This is a genomic window from Desulfobaculum senezii (assembly GCF_054657395.1).
Genome location: NZ_BAAHYU010000002.1, coordinates 1,167,229 through 1,189,918, shown reverse-complemented (window position 1 = coordinate 1,189,918; position 22,690 = coordinate 1,167,229). Strand labels below are relative to the sequence as shown.

General features: G+C 61.7%; 13 protein-coding genes. 10 read left to right on the top strand and 3 right to left on the bottom strand.

Going from position 1 to position 22,690, the window contains the following annotated elements; all coding sequences use genetic code 11:
• The first annotated feature begins 9 nt into the window (after window positions 1-9).
• The 8 genes from ACYQ2T_RS06135 (at window position 10) to ACYQ2T_RS06100 (ending at window position 7,872) form a co-directional block, all read left to right on the top strand.
• Complete coding sequence (locus ACYQ2T_RS06135) at window positions 10-1,287, top strand: S41 family peptidase (protein ID WP_459899301.1); 1,278 nt, start codon at window positions 10-12, stop codon at window positions 1,285-1,287.
• A gap of 65 nt (window positions 1,288-1,352) precedes the next feature.
• A complete protein-coding gene (locus tag ACYQ2T_RS06130) occupies window positions 1,353-2,666 on the top strand; it encodes a divergent polysaccharide deacetylase family protein (protein WP_459899300.1) in 1,314 nt (437 codons plus the stop codon).
• 13 nt (window positions 2,667-2,679) lie between these two features.
• The gene (locus ACYQ2T_RS06125) at window positions 2,680-3,654 is read left to right on the top strand and encodes an ABC transporter substrate-binding protein (RefSeq protein ID WP_459899298.1); all 975 of its coding nucleotides are present in this window, start codon (window positions 2,680-2,682) and stop codon (window positions 3,652-3,654) included.
• Window positions 3,655-3,735: 81 nt separating this feature from the next.
• On the top strand, window positions 3,736-4,623 hold the full coding sequence (locus tag ACYQ2T_RS06120; protein WP_459899296.1) for an ABC transporter permease: 888 nt from the start codon (window positions 3,736-3,738) through the stop codon (window positions 4,621-4,623).
• Window positions 4,617-5,411: an ABC transporter ATP-binding protein gene (locus tag ACYQ2T_RS06115; RefSeq protein WP_404844552.1), complete on the top strand. Its 795-nt coding sequence runs from the start codon at window positions 4,617-4,619 to the stop codon at window positions 5,409-5,411. The genes ACYQ2T_RS06120 and ACYQ2T_RS06115 overlap by 7 nt, the downstream gene beginning before the upstream one ends.
• Before the next feature lie 72 nt (window positions 5,412-5,483).
• Window positions 5,484-5,900 carry a nucleoside-diphosphate kinase gene (gene ndk / locus ACYQ2T_RS06110; RefSeq protein WP_404844551.1) on the top strand — a complete coding sequence of 139 codons (417 nt, stop codon included), beginning with the start codon at window positions 5,484-5,486 and terminating at the stop codon, window positions 5,898-5,900.
• Between the two features lie 13 nt (window positions 5,901-5,913).
• A complete protein-coding gene (gene proC, locus ACYQ2T_RS06105; RefSeq protein WP_459899293.1) occupies window positions 5,914-6,717 on the top strand; it encodes a pyrroline-5-carboxylate reductase in 804 nt (267 codons plus the stop codon).
• Window positions 6,718-7,074: 357 nt separating this feature from the next.
• Window positions 7,075-7,872: an HAD-IIB family hydrolase gene (locus ACYQ2T_RS06100; RefSeq protein ID WP_459899291.1), complete on the top strand. Its 798-nt coding sequence runs from the start codon at window positions 7,075-7,077 to the stop codon at window positions 7,870-7,872.
• 475 nt (window positions 7,873-8,347) lie between these two features.
• On the opposite strand, the gene ACYQ2T_RS06095 is transcribed toward ACYQ2T_RS06100, so the two are convergent.
• Together ACYQ2T_RS06095 and ACYQ2T_RS06090 are read right to left on the bottom strand one after the other, a co-directional pair.
• Window positions 8,348-10,519 (bottom strand): RelA/SpoT family protein, encoded by a 2,172-nt coding sequence (locus tag ACYQ2T_RS06095; protein ID WP_459899289.1) that lies wholly within the window; start codon window positions 10,517-10,519, stop codon window positions 8,348-8,350.
• A 27-nt stretch (window positions 10,520-10,546) separates the two neighbouring features.
• A complete protein-coding gene (locus ACYQ2T_RS06090; protein ID WP_459899287.1) occupies window positions 10,547-12,232 on the bottom strand; it encodes a peptide-binding protein in 1,686 nt (561 codons plus the stop codon).
• 236 nt (window positions 12,233-12,468) lie between these two features.
• Here ACYQ2T_RS06090 and ACYQ2T_RS06085 point away from each other — a divergent pair, with 236 nt between their 5' ends.
• Both ACYQ2T_RS06085 and ACYQ2T_RS06080 read left to right on the top strand, forming a co-directional pair.
• The gene (locus tag ACYQ2T_RS06085) at window positions 12,469-15,693 is read left to right on the top strand and encodes an SNF2-related protein (RefSeq protein WP_459899286.1); all 3,225 of its coding nucleotides are present in this window, start codon (window positions 12,469-12,471) and stop codon (window positions 15,691-15,693) included.
• A gap of 323 nt (window positions 15,694-16,016) precedes the next feature.
• The gene (locus tag ACYQ2T_RS06080; RefSeq protein WP_459899284.1) at window positions 16,017-18,470 is read left to right on the top strand and encodes a methyl-accepting chemotaxis protein; all 2,454 of its coding nucleotides are present in this window, start codon (window positions 16,017-16,019) and stop codon (window positions 18,468-18,470) included.
• 104 nt (window positions 18,471-18,574) lie between these two features.
• Here the strand turns inward: ACYQ2T_RS06080 and ACYQ2T_RS06075 are convergent, their stop codons facing one another.
• On the bottom strand, window positions 18,575-22,609 hold the full coding sequence (locus ACYQ2T_RS06075) for a DUF748 domain-containing protein (protein ID WP_459899282.1): 4,035 nt from the start codon (window positions 22,607-22,609) through the stop codon (window positions 18,575-18,577).
• Window positions 22,610-22,690: the final 81 nt, after the last annotated feature.

Genomic DNA, 22,690 nt, shown 5'->3' with positions numbered 1-22,690 from the left:
GAGGCTTACATGCGTTTAACCGTCTGGTTCTTCACAGCAATCCTGCTCCTCTCCATGTCTGTGTCCACAGGCATCACCAAGCCCGTGGGCGAGGACCTCTACGGCCCGCTCAAGCGGTTCAGTCAGGCCATGGACATGATCGAGCGTCAATACGTGCGCGACGTCTCGCGCGATGAGCTCATCAACGGAGCCATCAGGGGCATGCTGCAAGACCTCGACCCCCACTCCACGTTCATGACGGCAGATGAATTCAAGGAGATGCGCATCGGCACCTCCGGCGAGTTCAGCGGCATCGGCATTGAAATTTCGCTCCGCAACGGCCGCCTGACCGTCATCTCCCCCATCGAGGACACCCCAGCGTACAAGGCCGGCCTCAAGGCCGGGGACACCATCCTTGAAATCGACGGTGAAACCACGCAGGACATCACGCTCATCGAAGCCGTGCGCCGCATCCGTGGCCCCAAAGGCTCCGAGATTGTGCTCACCATCCTGCACAAGGACGCCACCGCCCCCGAAAAAATCAGCATTAACCGCGACACCATCCCCATCATTGGTGCCAAGGGCGAAGTGCTGGAGGACGGCTACCTCTACCTGCGCCTGACCCGCTTCCACGAGCACACCACGCAGGAAATGCGCCAGCTCATCAATGAGTACAGCTCCAAGCACAAGCTGGAAGGCATCGTGCTGGACCTGCGCAACAACCCCGGCGGTCTGCTGGATCAGGCCGTGTCCGTGGCGGACACCTTCCTGTCCGATGGCAACGTGGTCTACATTCAGGGCCGCAACCCCAAGAACCGCAAGGACTTCAACGCACGCAAGTCCTCCAAGGACATTACCGTGCCCATGGTTGTGCTCATCAACGCCGGCTCCGCCTCCGCTTCGGAAATTGTGGCCGGCGCACTGCAGGACCACAACCGCGCCCTGCTCATTGGCGAGCGCACCTTTGGCAAAGCCACGGTGCAGAGCGTTATCCCGCTGTCCGACGGCTCCGGCATCAAGCTGACCACGGCGCTGTACTACACCCCCAGCGGTCGCTCCATTCAGGCCGAGGGCATTGTCCCCGACCTGATCTATCCCTTTGAGCCCCCGCGCGAAAAGGCCGACAACGGCCTGCACATGATTCGGGAAAAGGACCTGCAGGGCCACATTGAAAACGCCACGCACGCAGAAGGTGCCGCCGCCGGTGGAGCCACCGAGGAAGCCCTCGAAATGCTCTCCCGCGACAACCAGCTGCGTCTGGCACTCCAGCTTGTCAAAAAGCTGCCTGACCTGAAGGCCATTAAATAGCGCGTACGCGCGCCCCAGAAGACATCACTACCTCAGCGCCGGACCCTCGTGTCCGGCGCTGCCATATGGGCATGACCGAAGAGACCACGAACGAGACCACTCGACTGACGCTGCGCCCCGCCTACCTTGTGGGCGTCACCATTGTCCTGCTTGTTGCCGTCTGCATCACGCTGTTCTTTCTTGCGGACAGCGGCGGCAATTCCGAAGTGCGGCAACCCGTTGCCGCAACCACCCAAACCGCTCCCCCACCGCCCGCCGAGGGCGGCGCACCGCCGCAGGGCGCAGCCCAAGGCGCCAGCCCCGCACAAGACCCCGCCGCCATTGCCGAGGACGACGAAGGCCAATACCACGGCTACGAGGAAAGCCTCGGCGCGCCGCTGGAACGCCTTGTCCGCAAGGTGGACTTTGCGCTCATGGAGAGCCTTATCCTCACGGGCTACGGTCCGGGGCATCTGGAATTTACGGAAATCAGCCTGCGCCGCTTCCACGGCGAGGCCTACCACTATCAGGCGCTGACCATTGAACTGGACAGCAAGCCGCAACGCTTCATCACCACACTGGAGCGCGCCCTTGCCAAATGGGCGCCGGTGAGCAAGCTGGTCCGCGAGCACGACGAATCCGGCACGCAACACGCCACCGTCATGCTCATGGGCCGCCCGACGCATACCCTGACCTTTACGATGACGCCCGCCAAAAGCCCGGAGGACCTCTCCGAAGGCAAGCTGGCCATCGTCATCGACGACATGGGGCAAAGCGCCAACTATGCGAAGAAGTTGGCCCAGCTGCCCTATCCCGTCACCTTCTCCATTCTGCCGCACATGGCCCGCGCCACACAGGTGGCCCGCATCGCGCATGAGGCGGGGCTGGATATTCTGCTGCACCTGCCCATGGAGCCAAAGGGCTACCCCGGCGTCCGTCCCGGTCCCGGCGCGCTCTTTACCACCATGGACAAGCGGCAGATTCTGGCCACACTGCACGATGACCTCAGGCAAGTGCCCGAGGCTATCGGCGTCAATAATCACATGGGTTCGAAGTTTACGCAGGACACGACCGGAATGGCCACCGTCATGGGTGAACTGCACAATAAGGGGATGTTCTTCCTCGACAGCCTGACCACGCCGGGAAGCGTGGCCATGCAGGAAGGACGCAATGCCGGACTGGCGCTGTACAAGCGCAACATATTCCTGGACAATATCCGGGACGTACGCTCCATCCGGCGACAATTGGAAAAGGCGCAGCGCCTTGCGGCGTCGCGGGGGCAGGCCATAGCCATCGGCCATCCCTACCCCGAAACGCTCAAAGCGCTGCAGGAATGGGGACAGCGCACCAACCGCACCGCGCGCATGGTGCCGCTGACCGCCTTACAACCTATTCGCTAGAGGAAGGGAACCCATGAAGCGAATCGTACCACTCGTCTTGACCGCGCTGCTGCTTGCGGCTTTGCCGCCGTCGCCAACCTTTGCCCGGACGTTCTCCGTTTCCGTCAGCCAGTTTGTGGAGCATCCTGCTCTGGACGCCGTGCTGGCGGGCTTTCAGGACGCCTTGAAGGAACAGGGCGTTGATGTCGACTACAGCGTGCACAATGCACAGGCGAACATGGGCACGGCAAATCAGATTGCCCAGACCATCGCCGGTGAGCGCCCGGACCTCGTGCTGGCCATCGCAACACCCAGCGCGCAGACCTGCGCCCAAATCATCAAAAAAGCGCCGCACATGGCCGACGTGCCGCTCATCTTCGCGGCCGTGACGGACCCGCAGGGGTCCGGCCTTGTGCCCAACCTTGAAACGCCCGGCGCCAACATCACCGGCGTGTCCGACTTAACGCCCGTGGACAAGCACCTTGGGCTGATGCTCGAAATTCAGCCGGACCTGAAAACCCTTGGCGTGGTGTACAACTCCGGCGAGGCCAATTCCAAAACGCTGGTGCGCCTGCTGCGCGAGGCCTGCGAGGCCAAGGGCGTCGCCCTTGAGGAAGCCACGGCCTCCAAGACCGGCGACGTGTACCAGTCCACCAAGAGCCTTGCCGGGCGCGCGGACGCCGTCTACGTGCCCACGGACAACACTGTGGTTTCCGCGCTGGAGTCCATGGTCAAGGTGTGCCAGCAGTATCAGATGCCCCTGTACGCGGCGGACGTTGGTTCCGTGCCGCGCGGCGCAGTCGCCGCCCTTGGTTTCGACTACTACCTGCACGGCAAACAGGCTGGCGACATGGCGCGGCGCATCCTTGTGGACGGCGCCAAACCCGCCACCACGCCTGTGGAATTTCAGGACGGGCTGACCCTGCACCTGAACCTGCCCGCAGCCAAGGCACAGGGCGTGGCCCTGCCGGATGACCTGAAGGCCAAGGCCGACAAGATTATCCGCTAGCCCTTTTCGATTCCCGAAGAATCCAACCACCGGGGGCGCGGTACGCCGCGCTCCCGGACATGCCTTTTCGGATAACGCATCATGAGCCTCTTCGCATTGCTTGGTGCCCTCGAACAAGGGCTTGTCTACGGTATTATGGTCCTTGGCGTGTACCTCACGTTCCGCATTCTGGACTTTCCGGACCTGACCGTTGACGGCAGCCTGCCTCTTGGCGCCGCCGTTTCCGCCGTTGCCATCACGCACGGCATGAATCCATACCTCTCCCTCGTCCTTGCCATGGGCGCGGGCTTCGTGGCCGGCATGATTACCGGCCTGCTGAACACCAAACTGAAAATCCTGCACCTGCTGGCGTCCATCCTGACCATGACGGCGCTGTATTCCATCAACATCCGCATCATGGACGGCCCCAACGTCTCGCTGCTTGGCGTGGACACGGTGCTGGACACCATGATGGGCCTCGGCCTGCCGGGGTATTATGCCTCGCCGGTGCTCTTTGCCATATTTGCGGCTGTGGTCGGCATCGCCATTGTCTGGTTCCTGTATACCGAGCTGGGCCAGACCATGCTCGCCACGGGCGACAATATTCAGATGATTACCAGCCAGGGCGTGGATACGGACAAAGTCATCATCTACGGCGTTGGCCTGTCCAACGCCCTTGTGGCGCTGTCCGGCGCGCTTATCGCGCAGAATCAGGGCGCGGCGGACGTGAACATGGGCGTCGGCACCATTGTGGCAGGGCTGGCCTCCGTCATCGTTGGCGAAACCGTGTTCGGCTGCCGCAGCATCCCGCGCGCCGTGTTTGCCGCCATTGCCGGTTCTGTGGTCTACCGCGTTGCCATCGCCCTCGCCCTTGGGCTGAAGGTGGGCAGCTTCTCCTTTACGCCCAGCGACCTGAACCTCATCACCGCCGTTCTCGTCGTGCTGGCGCTGACCATGCCCAAACTGAAAAAAAGGTTCGCCAGATGCTGACATTATCCGACGTGACACTCTCCTTCCATAAAGGCAGCGTCAACGAGGTGCTGGCGCTCAAAAACGTGGACCTCACCATCAACGAGGGCGATTTCATCACGGTTATCGGCTCCAACGGCGCGGGCAAGTCCACCCTGCTCAACACGCTGGCCGGAACCTTCATGCCCGACAGCGGCTCCATCACCCTGAAAAATGATGACATATCGCGGTGGCCGGAGTACAAACGCGCCCGGCACATGGGCCGCGTGTTTCAGGACCCGCTGCTTGGCACCTGCGCCTCGCTGACCATTGCGCAGAACCTTGCCCTTGCGCGCCGCCGCGGGGCATCGCGCTCGCTGAGGCAGGGCGTTACCGCTGACGACCGCGCCTATTTCCGGCGCGAGGTCCACAAGATTGGCCTCGGCCTGGAGGACAGGCTGGACGACCGCATTGGTCTGCTCTCCGGCGGCCAGCGGCAGGCGCTGACGCTGCTCATGGCGACCATGGTCCGCCCGGACATCCTGCTCCTTGACGAGCACACCGCCGCGCTGGACCCCAAAACCGCAAACTCCGTTTTGCTGCTCACGGAGCACCTTGTGACGGAGCTGGGGCTGACCACACTCATGGTCACCCACAACATGAATCAGGCGATAAAGCTGGGCAACAGGCTCATCATGCTCCATCAGGGCGAAATCATCATGGACGTTAGCGGCGAGAAGAAGCACTCGCTGTCCGTGAACGACCTGTTGGCCCAGTTCTATGCAGTCAAGGGAGAAGAGTTCTCGTCCGACAGGATGCTCCTCACCTAGACACTCTCGCGGGCCGCACTCACCCGCATGGACGATCTGTCCCACTCAACCAACACTCATTCGGAGGTACTCATGGAACGCACTTTCTCCATCATCAAACCCGACGCCGTCGAGCGTAACCTCATCGGCTCCATCTTGAAGATGATAGAGGAATCCGGTCTGAAGGTCGTTGCCACCAAGAAGATCCACATGACCAAAGAGCAGGCGCAGGGTTTCTACGCCGTGCACAGCGAGCGCCCCTTCTTCGACAGCCTGTGCGACTACATGTGCTCCGGCCCGTGTGTCGTGTCCGTGCTTGAGGGCGAAAACGCCATCACCCGCTACCGCGAGCTGATGGGCGCCACCAATCCCGAGCAGGCCGAGGAAGGCACCATCCGCAAGTGCTTCGCCAAAAATATCGAAGCCAACAGCGTGCACGGTTCCGACGCCCCCGAAACCGCAGCAACCGAAATCGCCTACTTCTTCAACCAGCTTGAGATTGTAGGCTAAAGAGAGTTTGACTATGCACACCGTTATCGGCGTCATCGGCCTTGGAAATATGGGGGGAGCCATTGTGTCCGGCCTTGCCGGGCGCAAGGATATCTCCATCGTTGGGTACGACCTTTCCGAAGACAACGCCCGCGCGCTGTCGGAGCGCTGCGGCATTGAAATTGCCGCCAGCCCCGAGGACGTGGCGAAGCGTTCGGACTATGTCCTTGTTGCCGTCAAGCCGCAGCACATGGAGCCGCTCCTGACCGAGCTTGCCCCGGTCCTGTCGCAGCGCGGCGCATGCCTGCTTTCCATCGCCGCAGGACTCCGGACGGACCAGCTGCGCGCCTTTACCGGCGGAAGCGTTCCCGTAGTGCGCATTATGCCCAACACCCCGGCCATGGTTGGCGCGGGCGTGTTTGCCGTCTGTCTGGACGACGCGGCGCTCACGGACGCGCATAAAGCCTTTGTGCCGGAGATGTTCGGCGCGCTTGGGCAGGTGCACATTCTGCCGGAAAAGCAGTTTGACGCCTTCACAGCCCTTGCCGGGTCCGGCCCCGCCTACGTCTTCTACTTTATGGAAGCCGTCATCGAGGCGGGCGTCACCCTTGGGCTGACGCGCCAGCAGGCCACGGAGATGACCGAGGCGCTCTTCACCGGTTCAGCCAAGCTGGCCGAGGAAAGCGACCACCATGTCTCCGTCCTGCGCGAAATGGTTTGCTCCCCCGCGGGGACAACCATCGCCGCCACCAACCACCTCGACGCCGAGGGCGTCCGCGCCGCCATTGTGCAGGCCGTGGGCAAGTCCTTTGCGCGCAGTGTGGAGCTTGGCAAGTAGCTGGGCGGCATAGACAGCCTATTTGGCGCGGCCTGCTCTGCGGGCCGCGCTTTTTTTCGCCCGCCGCCGCCCGCGCACACGCCGCCAGCATTCGCCCGCCACCTGTTCGCACGTTCCCTGCTCCCGCCTCCCAGCTACGGTTGCGTTCACATACCCGCGGCCTTCGCCCACCGTCCTTCCACACCGGAATCCCCTTCCCGTCGGCCCGCGGACCAGACCGGCCCCGGCCCAATGCCACTCCGCCCGCCAGCCGCACGGGCGCAGCCCTTGCCCCAATCACCGGGAAACGCTATGCATCCGCCACGCGCTGATACAAACCATCCCCGCTTCATCCGCATGCCAGAGAGGATTCCGCCCATGCGCCCAATTTGCGACTTCCCCCGCGACGCACGCGCCGCCGTGCGCTACGTGCTAACCGACATTGACGACACCCTCACCAACGACGGCCGCCTGCCTGCCGCCGCCTATCAGGCGCTGGAAGACCTGCGCTGCGCGGGCATCCGCGTTATTCCCATCACTGGCCGCCCCGCTGGCTGGTGCGACCACATCGCCCGCATGTGGCCTGTGGACGGACTGGTGGGCGAAAACGGCGCGTTCTACTTCCGCTACGATGAGGCACAGCGCCGCATGCTGCGCCGCTACGCCAAAACGGGCGAAGAACGCCGCGCCGACCGCCAGCGGCTGGAGCTTATCAAAAAGAAAGTCCTGTCCGCCTTCCCCTGCGCCGCTGTGGCCACGGACCAAGCCTACCGCGAGGCCGACCTCGCCATTGACTTTTGCGAGGATATCCCGCCCCTGCCGCAGGACGACGTACGCGGCATTGCCCGCATCTTCGCGGACTGCGGCGCGGAGGCCAAAATCAGCTCCATCCACGTCAACGGCTGGTTTGGCGGCTACGACAAGCTGTCCATGACCCGCATCCTGCTGGAGGAAGCCTTTGGCGAGGACCTCACCGCCATCCGCGAGCAGGTGGTCTACGCAGGCGACTCGCCCAACGACTGCCCCATGTTCGCCTACTTCCCCAACGCGGTGGGCGTTGCCAACGTCCGCGCGCTGGTTGACGACATGGACGCCCTGCCCGCATGGATTACCCAGTCCGAAGGCGGGCACGGCTTTGCCGAGCTCGCCGCAGCCCTTCTCGCCGCCCGCTCCTAAGCGCGCCGTACCGATGCTTCCCGCCCCGCGCCACCAGCCGTCCTGACGGCTCCCGGCGCGGGGCACATGCCCATCCCCGCCCTTTTCCCGCGCACACCAGCCTCCACCGCCTATTCCCCCAAAACGCCACTCCCCCCTTGACACATTTGGACAACAAATATAGACAAATGCGTATAGCTTCTCATGCTCGCTCGCAGAGAACGCGACACGCCGTCGTCATACGGTTTGGCATACGTAGACGATGACAGCCGCGCGCCGTAGCCGTACAGGGGATGACGGACGCGGCGCGCGGGCAATCCTCTCCACCCGCGCGAAAGGCACACGCGCGGGCATGACGGCATGCACCTTCATCGGTGTTGGTCCCCCCAGACCACCCCTTCCGCACCCAGCGGCACCCCGCACCGATGAAAACGCAAAGCGGCCCGAAGCCATAGGCTCCGGGCCGCTCTTGTGTGCGGGGAGATTGCGCGCCGGATCAGTTGGCGCCCTTGGTGGCAAGGCGTACCGCCTCCACCACATGGTGCACCGCGCTCAGGTTGTCCAGCGTGCGGTACAGGTGGGCGGAGTCGCGCACCTCGATGGTGAACAACAATTCGGAATTGCCGTCCACGTTGGACTTGAAACTGCCGGAATCAATATTCGCGCCCTGCTCCGTCAGCTTGGAGCAAATGGTCGCCAGCATGCCCGGCTCATTCTTACACACAATCTTGACCTTGGCCGGATAGGGCCGGTCCTGATCGCTCTCCCATGAGATATTGATGAGGCGCTCCGGCTCCATCTTGCCCATGTTCGGGCAATCCGTGGTGTGCACGGTTACGCCCTTGCCACGGCTGATATAGCCGATAATCGGCTCGCCGGGCAGCGGGTTGCAACACTTGGCAAAGCGGATGAGCACATCGTCCACGCCGTGGATGCGAATTTTGTCCGCGCTCTTGTCCTGCGTCTGCGCCGGGGGCTGTGATTCCTTGGCGCGGGCGTGCTGTTCCTGCTCCTTCTCTTCCTCCAGCTTGGGGTAGAGCTTATTCAGCACCTGCCGCGGGGTGAGACGGGAGTAGCCAACGGACGACAGCAGGTCGTCCACGGTCTTGAAGGAAAAGTCCTCGGCAACATGGTCAAATTGGCCCGCCTTCATGGCTTTGGCCACGTTGATGCCCATCTTGCGGCCTTCCTTCTCCAGCATCTCCTTGGCAAGAGCGATGGAGCGGGTGCGCTCCTCCGTGCGGATAAAGTGCTTGATGCGCGTGCGCGCCTTGGCCGTTTTGACGAACTTGAGCCAGTCGCGGCTGGGGCGGCGATTCGGATCCGTGATGATTTCTACGGAATCGCCATTGCGCAGCTTGCGCGAGAGCGGCACCAACCGTCCGTTCACACGCGCTCCGGCGCAGTGGTCGCCCACCTCGGAGTGAATGAGATAGGCAAGGTCCACGGCTGTTGCGCCGTCTGGCAGCTCCTTCACGTCGCCGCGCGGGGTAAAGACGTAGACCTCGTCCTTGAAGAGGTCAAAACGCAGGGACTTCATGAACTCGCGGGGGTCGGATTCCTCCTTCTGCCAGTCCATAATCTGCCGCAGCCACGAAAAGCGGTCCATGTCGCGGGCTTTCTTCTTGCTGCCTTCCTTGTAGCTCCAGTGCGAGGCCACACCATATTCCGCGATGCGGTGCATCTCCTCGGTGCGTATCTGAATCTCGATGCGCTCGCCCTCCGGGCCAATGACCGTCGTATGCAGACTCTGGTACATGTTGGCCTTGGGCATGGAGATGTAGTCCTTGAAGCGTCCGGGCACGGGCTTCCAATCCGCATGCGCCAGCCCAAGCACGGCGTAGCAGTCCTTGATGCTGGGCACCAAAACGCGGAAGGCAATCAGGTCATGCACCTGATCCAGCTCCAGCCCCTGCTGCTGCATCTTGTGGTAGGTGCTATAAATATGCTTGATGCGCCCGCTGACGCGGCCCTTGATCTTATTGGCCTTCAGCTTGTCTTCAATAAGGGCGATGACGTTATCAATGTACGCCTGTCCGTGCTGCGAGCGCTCCACAAGGCCCTTTTCCAGCTGGCTGTACATATCCGGACGCAGGTACTTGAGGCTCAGGTCCTCAAGCTCCACCTTGATGCGGTGCAGACCAAGGCGGTTGGACAGCGGCGCGTAGATGTCCATGGTCTCCTGCGCAATGGCCCGCTGCTTGTAGGGCTTCATGTACTCCAGGGTGCGCATGTTGTGCAGGCGGTCGCACAATTTGACCATCAGCACACGGATATCCTCGCTCATGGCCATGACCATTTTGCGGATATTCTCGGCCTGCGCGGCTTCCTTGGAGTCGAAGGACATCTGCATCTGGCTGATTTTGGTCACGCCGTCCACGATGTCCGCCACTTCCTCGCCAAAAAGGTTGTCGATGTCCTCAATGGCGGCCTTGGTATCCTCCACAGTGTCGTGCAGCAGCCCCGCCGCGATGGTGTAGCCGTCCAGCCGCATACCCACCAGCAGGTTGGCGACCTCCAGCGGATGCGACAAATACGGCTCGCCGGACCTGCGCGTCTGCCCCGCGTGCGCGGTGGCCGAATAGACGTAGGCCTTCTGAATAAGCTCCTGCTCTGCGGGGGAGAGGTAGCCCTTGGTCCTTTCCAGTATCTCGTGAATGCGAATCATTGTTGCTGTAGCCACCTGAGGCCGCGCCTAGGGCACGGCCGTGTAACGCTGTTTGTCCTCGGGAACCCACCACCACTTCAGGTTGTGGGAGATGCCCGCCGGGGCGGGCGTCACGTCCATGAACCGGGACGACACCACAGGGAGCGACAACGGACAGTACAGGAACAGATAGGGTTGCTCCTCGTGCAGGATTTCCTGCACCTTGTCGTAAATGGGTTTGCGCTCTTCATTGGTGATGGAGTGCCGGCCCTGAACCAGCAGTTCGTCAAGCTCGGGGTTCTTGTAACCAACAAAATTCAGCCCCCCGGGCACGGCCTTGGACGAATGCCAAACGTTGAAAATATCCGGGTCCTGCGGAATGGTCCAGCCCATAACAACGGCGTCGAAATTGCCCTTGTCCAAAAATTCCTTGAGGAATGCGGCCCACTCCACGGTGCGAATCTTCACCTTGATGCCAATGTCCTTCAGATTCGCCTGAGCAATGGTCGCAATCTTAATGCGCTGCTCGTTGCCCTGATTGGTCAGCAAGGTAAAGGCGAAGGGCTTGCCGTCCTTGTCCAGCCAGCCGTCGCCGTCGGAGTCCGTCCATCCGGCCTCGGCCAGCATGGCTTTTGCCTTGGCCGGGTCGTAGTCGTAATCGGTAATCGCGTCGTTGTACATCCACGTTCCGGGCTTGTACGGGCCGACGGTGGGCCGCCCAAGGCCAAAAAGCACGGCCTTGATCATGGCCTGCTTGCTTACGGCGTGCGCAAGGGCCTGCCGCACCCGCTTGTCCTGAAACATAGGGCGGCGGTGATTCCAACCAATAAAATTATACCCAAAGGACAGATATTTGAACTTGGTGTAAAACTTCTCCCACTCCGAGGTCGTGGTCTGGAACAGGTACTGCTGCGGCGTCAGGCCCATCATGTCCAGATTTCCGGCCTTCAGCTCAAGGAACATGGTGGAGATGTCGGGGATAACGCGGTAGACAATGCCATCAAGGTGCGGACGGCCCTCGAAATAGTCGTCGTTGGCCTCAAGGATGATGCGCCTTCCGGCCTCCCAGCGCTTAAACTTGAAGGGCCCAGCCCCCACGGGATGGCGGCTGTACTTCGTGTCCATGAGGTCTTCGCCCTCAAGCAGGTGCTTCGGCAAAATTTCCATCGCCCACGATATGAGCGCCTTGGCAAAAGGCTTTTCGTACTCGATCTCAACTGTATACTTGTCGAGCTTTGTAAATTGTTTTACGAGTTTGTAGTTCTCCGAATACGCGGTTGGTGTTTTCGGGTCGATCATGAGCTTGTAGGTGAATTCGACATCGTCGGCGGTCAGTTCTACGCCGTCCGTCCACCGGATGTCCTGTCGCAGAGTAAAGCGAAGGCGTCTGCCGCCGTCGAGCACCTCGTAGCTTTCGGCCGCGTAGGGTTCGAGTTCGATATCCTTGTTATAGCGAACCAAAGAGACGTATATGAGGTCTGCCACCTCATGCGAGGCAGAGTCCGACGCAAGTGGCGGGATAAGGTTGGAGGGTTCTCCAATGGTTCCCGTCACCAGCAGGTCCCCCTGCTCGGGCTGTGCCGGACGCTTGGCCGACGCTGTGTCGGCGGCGCGGTGCTCCACCTCGGTCTTTTGACCGGGCTGGTCACCAGAATCTCGCCCATCGCCGCCACATGCAGCGACACAGCACAACACGACGGCCAAAAGCGGCATGAGCAGCCTTCCAAAATTCATACGTGCTCCAGTTGTGGTTTCCGATTCGTCTGAAACCCGGTATGGTGTACTGCGGCGTGTACGCACCCGGGTCCGCGAGTATGAATGAGAGTTCCCCAAATGCCAAGGGACTCTTGAAAATCTAGCGCATATGGATATAATCGGCCAGTCTCATCGGGTCTGCACAACGAGCGAGCACTATGCGGCATAAACCCGGCGATTCAAATCCCAGTGAGAAGTGAGAGGCTATCGTTATTATGGATACTGCTGACGAGAAGGTTGTAGAGAGCCTTCTTCAGGAATTCACAAATTTTACAGTCCCCGAGTATATCGTAGACGGGGCGAAGCAGATTCTGGCCGAGAATGGGGTCCAGAAGCTCTCTCTCAATAAGCGGGAGGGCTACTGGGATGTGGAGGGCCAGATTGAAGGCGATGATTTTCAGGCCTACAGCGCCGAGCTGGGCCTGAATCTTAATGAAGGGACCATCAACTTCTACTGCAACTGCCCGGAGTCCTTCTCCGGCGTATGCAAACATGTCGCCGCGACCGCCCTCAAGCTGTTTCAGACCTTCGAGGTCAAAAACGAGGATGAACACGAACCCGTCCACTCCGACTGGCGGCAGACCTTTCGGTCCTACTTCGCCACGGAGCCGGAGCCCGAGGCCGGACGGCACTACCTCATCTTTCGCTTCTACCCGGAGCCGGGCAGGCTTCAGGTAGCGTTCTTCCGTGCGCGCCAGAATAAATCCGGCCTGTCCACGGTGCAGAACGAAGTCACCCTTGAACAAATCATCCGCAACGAGGAATGGGCCGAGCTTTCGCCCCGGCTGCCGCAGGTGGCCGAGCAAATCAGCCGTTACCTCGACTACGCCGGACACCGCGTGGACATCCCCGAGGGGCTTATCTCGTGGTTCTTCTGGGCCATCCAGAACGAATACTACCTGTTCTGGAAGGACACCGAACAGCCCGTCCGCATCGAGCCCAAAACCATGCGCCTCAAGGTCTCGCCCATCATCTCCGAGGACGGCGTTACCTTTGACGTGCTGCTGGACCATGAAGGCAAGGTCCCCTTCTCCATCAAAGGCGAAGAGGTCTACTTCTACGGCCAGCTGCCCATCTGGGTGTTCCACAAGCTGGGCTTCTACCCGGTGCAGACCAGCCTGTCGCCCGCGCTCATCCACGAGATGACCGCAACCCCGCCGATGATTTCCAACAACGACATCTCGGAATTCCTCGACAGGGTGTGGACCAAGCTCCCCGCCTCGGACCTGCACGGGCAGGACAAATTCATCGAAAAGATGAAGCCCTTCTTCGTGCCTGCGGAGTACGCGCCCAAGCTGTTCCTTGATGAAGAGGGCAGCCTGCTGACCCTGCGCGTGCACAACGCCTACGAGACGGAACACGGCGAAGCCGCCCTGCCCGGCCCGAATCCGGACCTGCAAACCGGCAGCTACGCCTACGGCGGCAAGTCGTACCTCATTCTGCGCCAGCAGGACAAAGAAGCCGAGCTGACCTCCACCCTCATCGATATGGGCTTTCAGCCGCGCGACAACGACAACTGGTTCCTGGAACCGGAAGAGGCCATCACCTTCCTGCTGGACTCGTACCCGTCGCTCATCGAAAAGTACCGCGTGTTCGGTGAAAAGAATCTGGCCCGCTACAAAGTGCGCCTCACCTCCCCAACCGTCGTGGCGGAAGTCAAAAGCGGCGACGAGGAAAAAGAGGACGAGGATGCAAAATGGTTCACCCTCGACCTGGAGGTGGACTACGACGGCCAGCGCGTGCCCATCGACAAGATTTGGGAAGCATGGACCAGCGGCAAACGCTACGTACAGCTCAAGGACGGCACCTACACCAGCCTGCCCGAAACATGGCTGGAAAAGCTGGGGCACAAGCTCAAGGCCATGGGCCTCAACCCCGACGAGCCGCCCAAGAAGCAGTTCGAGCAATACGAAGCCCCGGTGCTGGACCGCATTCTGGAGGACCTGCCCGAAGCCGTTACCGACACCTTCTGGGACAACCTGAAGGAAAAAATCCACAGCTTCGAGCGCATTACCCCCATCACGCAGCCCCAGAGCCTCAACGCCACGCTGCGCCCCTATCAGGAGCAAGGCCTGTCGTTTATGAACTTCCTCAAGGAGTACGGCTTCGGCGGCATTCTTGCGGACGAAATGGGCCTTGGTAAAACCATCCAGACGCTGTCGTTTTTGCTGCATCTCATTGAGAAGGGCAACGACAAGCCAAACCTCATCGTGGTGCCGACCTCGGTTCTGCCCAACTGGGAACGAGAGGCCGAGAAATTCGTTCCCATGCTGCGGCGGCTGGTCATCTACGGCGCACGGCGCGACCATCTTTTCAAAAAGATTGGGGAGTCCGACCTTGTGCTGACCACCTACGCCCTGCTGCGCCGCGACCTTGAGGAACTGCAAAAATTCGAGTTCAACGCCCTCGTCCTTGACGAAGCGCAGAACATCAAAAACCCGAACACCATCACGGCCCGCTCCGTGCGCAAGATTGATTCCGAACTGCGCGTGTGCCTGTCCGGCACGCCCATTGAGAACAATCTCTTTGAGCTGTGGTCGCTGTTCGAGTTTCTGATGCCCGGATTCCTTGGCTCGCAGCACTCCTTCCAGCGCGGCATCGTCAAGCCCATTAAGGACGGTGACGAAGAAACGCTGGAATACCTGCGCACCCGCGTGAAGCCCTTTATTCTGCGCCGCACCAAGAGCGCCGTGGCCAAGGACCTGCCGCCCAAGATCGAAAACGTGCAATACTGCGCGCTGGCGGATGAACAGCTGGAGCTGTACGCCTCCCTTGCCAAACGGCTCAAGGAGCAGGTCATGGCGGACGTGGACGAAAAGGGCATCGCCAAAAGCCAGATGTCCATCCTGGACGCACTGCTCAAGCTGCGCCAAATCTGCTGCCACCCGCGCCTGCTCAAGCTGGACATCCCCGGCGTCTCCACCAACCTGCCCTCCGGCAAGTTCGACGCCTTCAAGGATATGGTCACGGACATCATCGAGGAAGGCCACAAGGTGCTTGTGTTCTCGCAGTTCGTGCAGATGCTCCAGATTATCCGCTCGTGGTTGCAGATTAACGACATGCCCTTCTGCTACCTCGACGGCTCCAGCAAGGACCGCTTTGAGCAGGTGGACCGATTCAACAATTCGCCGGAAATCCCCATCTTCCTCATCTCGCTGAAGGCGGGCGGCACCGGCCTGAACCTGACCTCCGCGGACTACGTCATCCACTACGACCCGTGGTGGAACCCCGCCGTGGAAGCGCAGGCAACAGACCGTACCCACCGCATCGGCCAGACGCGTCAGGTCTTCTCGTACAAGATGATCTGCCAGAACACGGTGGAAGAAAAGATCCTGATGCTTCAGGACCAAAAGCGCGGCATCGCGGACGCCATCATCCCGGGCAAGGACTCCTGGAAGTCCCTCACCCGCGACGACCTCGAAATGCTCTTCGAAATCTAAGCGCCGCCGCGCCATTCCCGCTTAACCACAGCGCCCCCGGACAGCCGTCCGGGGGCGCTTTTTTGGCCGAGACTTCACGCGGGCCATCCTCTCTGGCTCACTGCGAGCCCTTGCCCATCCTTTCCAAAAAAATTCCGATGTCGCGGGTATGGTATCCACGCCCTAGGCCCCTGAATCCTTTGCCGGACTTCCGCCGCAACGCCCCGCCGCTCCCCGCATATGGCTACAGAGAAACACATTTCCTGCCTGCCCCCTTCACCACAACCGCCCATATATCGTACACTCGATACGAGTATGCAACCACTTCACCGGGGGGCCGGAATATGAATTTTCTTCGGAATATGACGCTCAGGGCAAAGCTTATTTCGCTTCTGATCGCGTCGAGCCTTTTGCCGCTCATCCTCTTAGGCGTCATGAACAGCAACCTCGCCGAGGACGCGCTGATGCGGAGTTCGTACAATCAACTCTCCGCCATAGCGCAGATTAAGAAAAACCAGATTGAGGGCTACTTCACGCAGCGTGGTGTGGATGCGGAAATCCTCTCCAACACCCGCAACGTCGCCGAGGTCTTCAGCATTCTGCACAACTACTCCATGGGAACGGTGCAGGATCCCAAAGGCCCTATGGATGTCGCCGCGCCGGAGTACCAGACAATCTGGAAAATCTACGAGGGCTTCTTTAACAACTACATCCAAAAATACGGCTACTACGACGTGTTCGTCATCGACGCAGACCGCGGACATGTGCTGTTTACCGCCGTTAAGGAAAATGACCTTGGCGCGAACCTCAAGCACGGTCCCCTGCGCGATTCCGGCCTTGGCAAGCTGTGGCGAAAGGTGACGGAAACAAACACGGTGCGGTATCAGGACTTCGCGCCCTACGCGCCCAGCGCGGGCGAACCCGCAGGATTTGTGGGCGCCCCCATCACCCGAAATGACGGTGAAATCATCGGTGTCTTGGCGCTGCAACTCTCCATCACCGCCATCAACAACGTTATGCAGGAGCGCACCGGCCTTGGGGAAACCGGCGAGACCTACATTGTCGGCTCAGACAAACGCATGCGGTCAGACTCCTTCCTCGACCCCAAAAACCACTCCGTCAAAGCCTCCTTTGCCGGAACCATCAAAGCGAACGGCGTGGACACCGAGGCCGTCCGAGAGGCCCTGAACGGCGACACCGACGCACGCATCATCACCGACTACAACGGCAATCCCGTGCTGTCCGCGTGGACGCCCATCTCCTTTAGCCGCGAGCGCTGGGCCCTCATGGCGGAGATTGACCTTGCCGAAGTCATGAAGCCCGTCCGCATGCTCCAACTTGAAATCACCGCCATTGCCGTGGTGGTGGCCATTATCGTCACGCTGGTGGCGATGTTCTTCTCCCGCGTCATTCTCAGCCCCATCCTTGCCATCCAGCGCTTTGCCAACACCGTCGCCAGCGGCAACCTGCACGAAACACTCAAGGGCGAATTCTATAGCGAGATGGCCCTCCTTGCCACCGACATCAAGTCCATGGTGGCGGAGCTCAAAAACAAGCTAGGCTTTGCGCAGGGCGTCCTCAACGGCATCACCCTGCCCTGCTCCGTCCTCAACAAGGACAACACCATCGCCTTCATCAACAAACAAAAGCTGGAACTGCTGGACCGCAAAGGCAGCGAGGACGACTACCTCGGCCAGACTTCCGGCGAGGTCTACTTTGGCGACCGGGACAAAACGACACTTGCCATGCGCTCCATTTCCGAAGGCACCAAGCTGGAAGAGGAGCTCTCCATTTCCAGTACGTCCGGCAAGCAGTTCCTCATCAATGCCACCTGCACGCCCATCTATGACCTCGACAACGACCTTATCGGCTCGCTGGTCATCTGGTACGACCTGACGGAAATCCGCGCGCAGGAACAAAAGGTCCTCCGCCAGCACGACCAGATCAGCTCCGCGGCGGACCGCGCCAATCAGGTTTCGGAGATGGTTACCGCCGCGGCGGAAGAACTGTCCGCGCAGGTGGAGCAGTCCACCCGTGGTTCGGACCTGCAACGCGAGCGCACCAGCGAAACCGCCACAGCCATGGAGGAAATGAACTCCACCATCATGGAAGTGGCCCGAAACGCCGGAACAGCCGCAGAAACCGCAAACAATACCAAAGTCCGCGCGGCCGAGGGCGGCGAGTTGATGCAGCAGGTGGTGACCTCCATCAATCAGGTGCAGACCAAGAGCCTGCGCCTCAAGGAAAGCATGGCCGAACTCGGCACCCATGCCGAAGGCATTGGCGAGGTGATGAACGTCATCACCGACATTGCGGACCAGACCAACCTCCTCGCCCTCAACGCGGCCATCGAGGCCGCCCGCGCTGGCGAAGCTGGGCGAGGATTCGCCGTGGTCGCGGACGAGGTGCGCAAGCTGGCGGAAAAGACCATGAGCGCCACCAAGGAAGTAGGCGACGCCATTTCCACCATCCAAAACGGCACCCGCTCCAGCCTGCAGGATATGGACGAAGCCGCGAGCCTTGTGGACACAAGCACGGAGCTGGTCAACAAGGCCGGGGACACGCTCAAGGAAATCGTCAATCTGGTGCAAACCACCACGGAGCAGATTTCCAACATCGCCACGGCGGCAGAGCAGCAGTCCGCAACATCGGAGGAAATCACCCGTGCGGCGGATGAAATCAACTCCATCGCCGCCGAAACCGCCGAGGCCATGACCCAGTCCAACGCCGCGGTGAACGACCTTGCCGAGCAGGCGTCAAAGCTGAAGCAAATCATCGACGATATGCAAAACAGCTAACCCCGCACTCCGGCCCCCACACGCAAAACAGGGCGGAAGGGAACATCCCCTCCGCCCTGTTTCTTTGGCATTTTCTCCTGTGTAGGCAGGGTCGCCTGCGCGCCTTACCGCAGGCCAAGGATAACAAGCCCGCCGGACACCGGGGCGTCCTTGGGTGCGGCGGTCTCTTCACCCTCCTTGAGGAAGACGCGCTCCGGCGGCACGCCGCCCGTGTCCAGCAGATAGGCCCGGACAGAGCGGGCGCGGCGCTGGGTGAGTTCGCGCACGGCTTCGGCGTCCGTGGCCACGCTTTCGCGGAACTCCTCTTCCATGTCCTCCACGGACGGATCCCACAGGCCGCCGAACAGCTTCTCCTCGGCAAAGGACGCAGCCTCGTAGGCGCGGCGCAGGTACTGGGGATATTCCTCCTCGGTCACCTGCACTTCGGCCACGGTGCGCGGTGCGTTGCCCGCCTTTTCCAGATCAATATACTTTTGCAGGCGCACGGCGTCGGCCAGCACACGCTCGGCAAGGGCCGGGGCGTCCACGTCCGCGTCGCTTGCGCCGCTGACCTCCAGGGTCAGGCCGGGACGTTTGTTCATGGCCTCGGCCACGGCGTCCAGCTTGGCTACGGCGCGCGGCGTCAGCAACACGGAACCCGGCTCAAAGGCGATCAGATTCACATCCTCGCCGCCGCCAAACATGTTGCCAATCAGCGTAAAGGGCGAGGCGACGACCTTGATGAACAGGTTGACGATGGCCTTCATCACCACCTTGCCAAGGCGGAATTCCGGGTCGTCCAGCCGCCCGCGCACCGGGATGTCCAGATCAATATTCCCCTGCGCATCACGCAGCAGCGACAGCGCAAGCCCTATGGGCAGGTTCGGCGCGTCCGGATTGTCCACCCGCTCCCCCACCGTCAGATTCGCCAGCCGAATCTGATTATCCACGGCAATCTCCATGCCCCGAATATGCGTCTCCAACGTGGCAAAGAGCTTGCCCGTACTCAAGGGGTAGGCAATGTAGCGCACCGTGTAGGGCGACAGGCCGGACAGCCCAGCGTTGTCCAGATGCAGCACAAGATTGGTGTCCAACTCCTGCCCAAAGGGGACAATGGAGCCAGTCAGCGTCACCGGGGCGTACCCGTCAACGGTGGCATTGAGGGACACATCGGCCGAGGCCCCCTCCTTGCGGGAAAAGCCCGTCACCTGACAGGAAACATCGCCCACAGAGGTGGCAAAGGCTGGCGAAGTCGTCTCGTCATGAAAGCTCACGCCGCCACCCGTCAGCGTCAACCGGTCCACCCGCATGAGGGGCGGCGCTGCGGCGCTGGATGCGGCGTCGGCAACGCTCTCCTCAGGAAGCTCGGCGGATGCGCCTTCTGGTGCCTCTTCCGGCAGCGCCTCGGCCACCACGTCAGCGTCCGGGGTTCCTGCGGAGCCAGCTTCTGCAACGGCGCCAGCTTCCGAGTCTGGTGCCTCTTCCTCGGGCGCGGGCTGGCCGAGCATCCGGGCAATATTCATTCTGCCGTCGGCCTCGCGGACAAGGTCCGCCGTTGGGGCCTCCAGCGTTACGGCGTCCACGGCAACGCCAAAGGGCGCGGTGGTCAGGGACAGTCCATCCACGGCAAAGCGTTTGAGTCCGGCGACCTTCTTGCCGGAAGCGCCATCGCGCAGCACCACGTCCGACACGCGCACAGCGCCGTCATAACGTACGCCGGGCGCAGCATCGCCGCTGAGGGCCCACGCACCGGACACATCAACCCGCCCCTGCGCAAGGTCGCCGTCCATCACATCCCGCAGATAACCGCCAAGGGGCTCAAGCGTCACACCCGCAAGGTCCACTTTGCCGGAGAGGTCCAGGGGTGCGAGGGTTCCTTTGCCAGTGAGATTCACCCGGCCTTCGCGCCACGTGGTGGCGGCAAAGGCCACCTCCACAGGCTCTTCAACATGTGAAGACGCGCCGCGCACGGTGATGTCCATGCCGGACACCGTGACCTCCACGGCCTCCGCCGGGGCGGTGTCGTGCAGGTGTACTGCGCCGTCCTCCAGCGCCACACGGTCAATGCCCACAGTCCACGGCATGGTTGCCGTCTGCGGGGTTTGCGGCGCGGAAGGCTGTGTGGCGGAAGAAGCCGCGTCGTCGCGGGGCTCATCCTCTGCGCCAGCATCCCTGACAGAGGCGGCGCCCTCCTGCGGCGGGGCCCCGGCGCTCAGCAGGCGCTGTACCTCCAGTCCATCGGCGTCGCGGCGAAGATACGTTTCAAGCCCCTTCACCGTCACATCCGAAACATGCACATCGCGCCGGCCAACATCCACACTGGTGCCTGTAACGGTGAGTTCCGGCAGGGAAACCAGCGGCTCGCCGCTTTCAGGCACGCTCAGCGCCAGAGTGCGCACCGAGGTCGCCACATCACTCAGCGTCAGGTGGTCCGGGTTGCCGTCCCCTGCCCACGCAAGGGACACATCAACCACGCCAGACGCCACATCCACAGGCGCGGCGTCCGCGTACAGCGGGGCATAGGTGATCACGTCCAGCCCGCGCAGGGTCAGCGTCCCGTTGTGCGCAAGGCTGGCCGGGGTCATGGTTCCGGCGATGTCGAGGCGCTCGCCGTCCTCCGGGCCACAGGTCACGCTGAATGTGGCCTCATGGTCCGGCGCGGTGTCCACATCCGCAATATCAATCCCAAGGGGACCAATCGTCTTGGCAAAGCCGCCAAGGGCGTGGTCCGTGTAGCGTATGGACGCCCCGGACAGAAGCAGCCGCGTCAACTGAATGCGCAGGGGCAAATCAAGGGACGCCGCAGGGGCTGCGCTCTCGCCCTCATCATCTAAAGTCTCTTCCGCCACAGCGGCGTCCGCCACCGGAGCAGGAACCGCCGGGGCTTCGGCGCCCTCGTTGACGTCTACCTCCACGCCCTTCTCTGCAGTGCCGTCTGCTACCGCAGGCGTGGCCGAGGTCTTGTCATCTGCGGAGGCTTCGGGCGCGGGAGCCTCGGACGGAGTAACGGCCTCTGCACTCGCCTCATCGGACGAGGGGGCGGACGGCTCCACGGCGGCGCGCTGCTGCGCGGGTTCCGCCGGGGCGTCAACAGACGCCGCACCGGGCAGCCAGTCCTGCGCTTCCAGCGTTCCATCCGCGCGGCGCACCACGTCCGCCCGCAGCCCCGTGAGGGAGCATGCGCCAAAGGCCAAAAGCTCACGCTGGGGGTTAAATTCATCCAGCCGCACGCGCAGCGCATCCAGCCCCAGCACCTCGCGCGGGGACGCGGACGCCTCGGCCCCTTCGGGGAGCACAAGGGAGACGTCATCAAGGGAAACATCACCGCTGACGGTGTATTCCGGCGCGCCGTCTTCATCGAGGACGAAGTCCACAGCAATGCGGCAATCCGCCGTGCCACGCAGCAGCGTGACCGGGGTCTGCACCGGGACGTACTCCCAATAATAGGGCAGTTCTGCGCCGGTAACGGAAAAGACCAAACGCGAGCTGACGTCCTCGGCAAAGGGGCGCGTTCCGCCCGTCATGGTCAGGGGCTTGCCATTGATGGTGGCGCTGAGTTCTGGCCGGATAAAGTGCTGCCTATCCTTGGGCAGGCTGGACGTCAGCGGCACGGACAGGTTCAGATGTTCAACGCGGTGGGTTTTGCCGCGCAGGGCGTCGTCCACCACCACGGTGCCATCCGTCAGCGCCACGGAGCGCACCACCAGCGGCAGCGGAAAGCCCGCCCCGCCGCCAGTGTCCGGCGCGCTGTCATCCTCTGCGCCGCCCTGCTCCAGCAGGTCGGAAAAATTGCTCTTGTCACCCGCAAGGCACGCATGCACGAAGGGCGCATCCAGCTGGATGCTATCCAAAACCAGCGTCAAGCGCGGCAGGGAAATCCACTCCGCATTCACGCTCAGCCGCTCAAAGGAGACAAACACCCCGTCCCCGTCCGGCTCGCGGACCTCCACTCCGTCCACGGTAACGGCCAACGTCAGTGGATTGAACGAGACGTCACGCACCGTCACGGGCCGCGACAACAGCTCCGGCAAGCGCGCCTCAAGCTGCGTCCGAGCTATGCGCGGCGCAACGAAAAATCCCAGCAGGGTATACACCACCAGCACGGCGGCGAGGACCACGGCGGTCCTTCCTCTATATGTCATGCGCTTCCACGACTGCATTACGCGTTCTTCTCCTTACGGATAACGGCCTGCGCCGATGATGGCGCGCCGAGGGGGGCACTGCGGCGCAGGGCCCTTCTA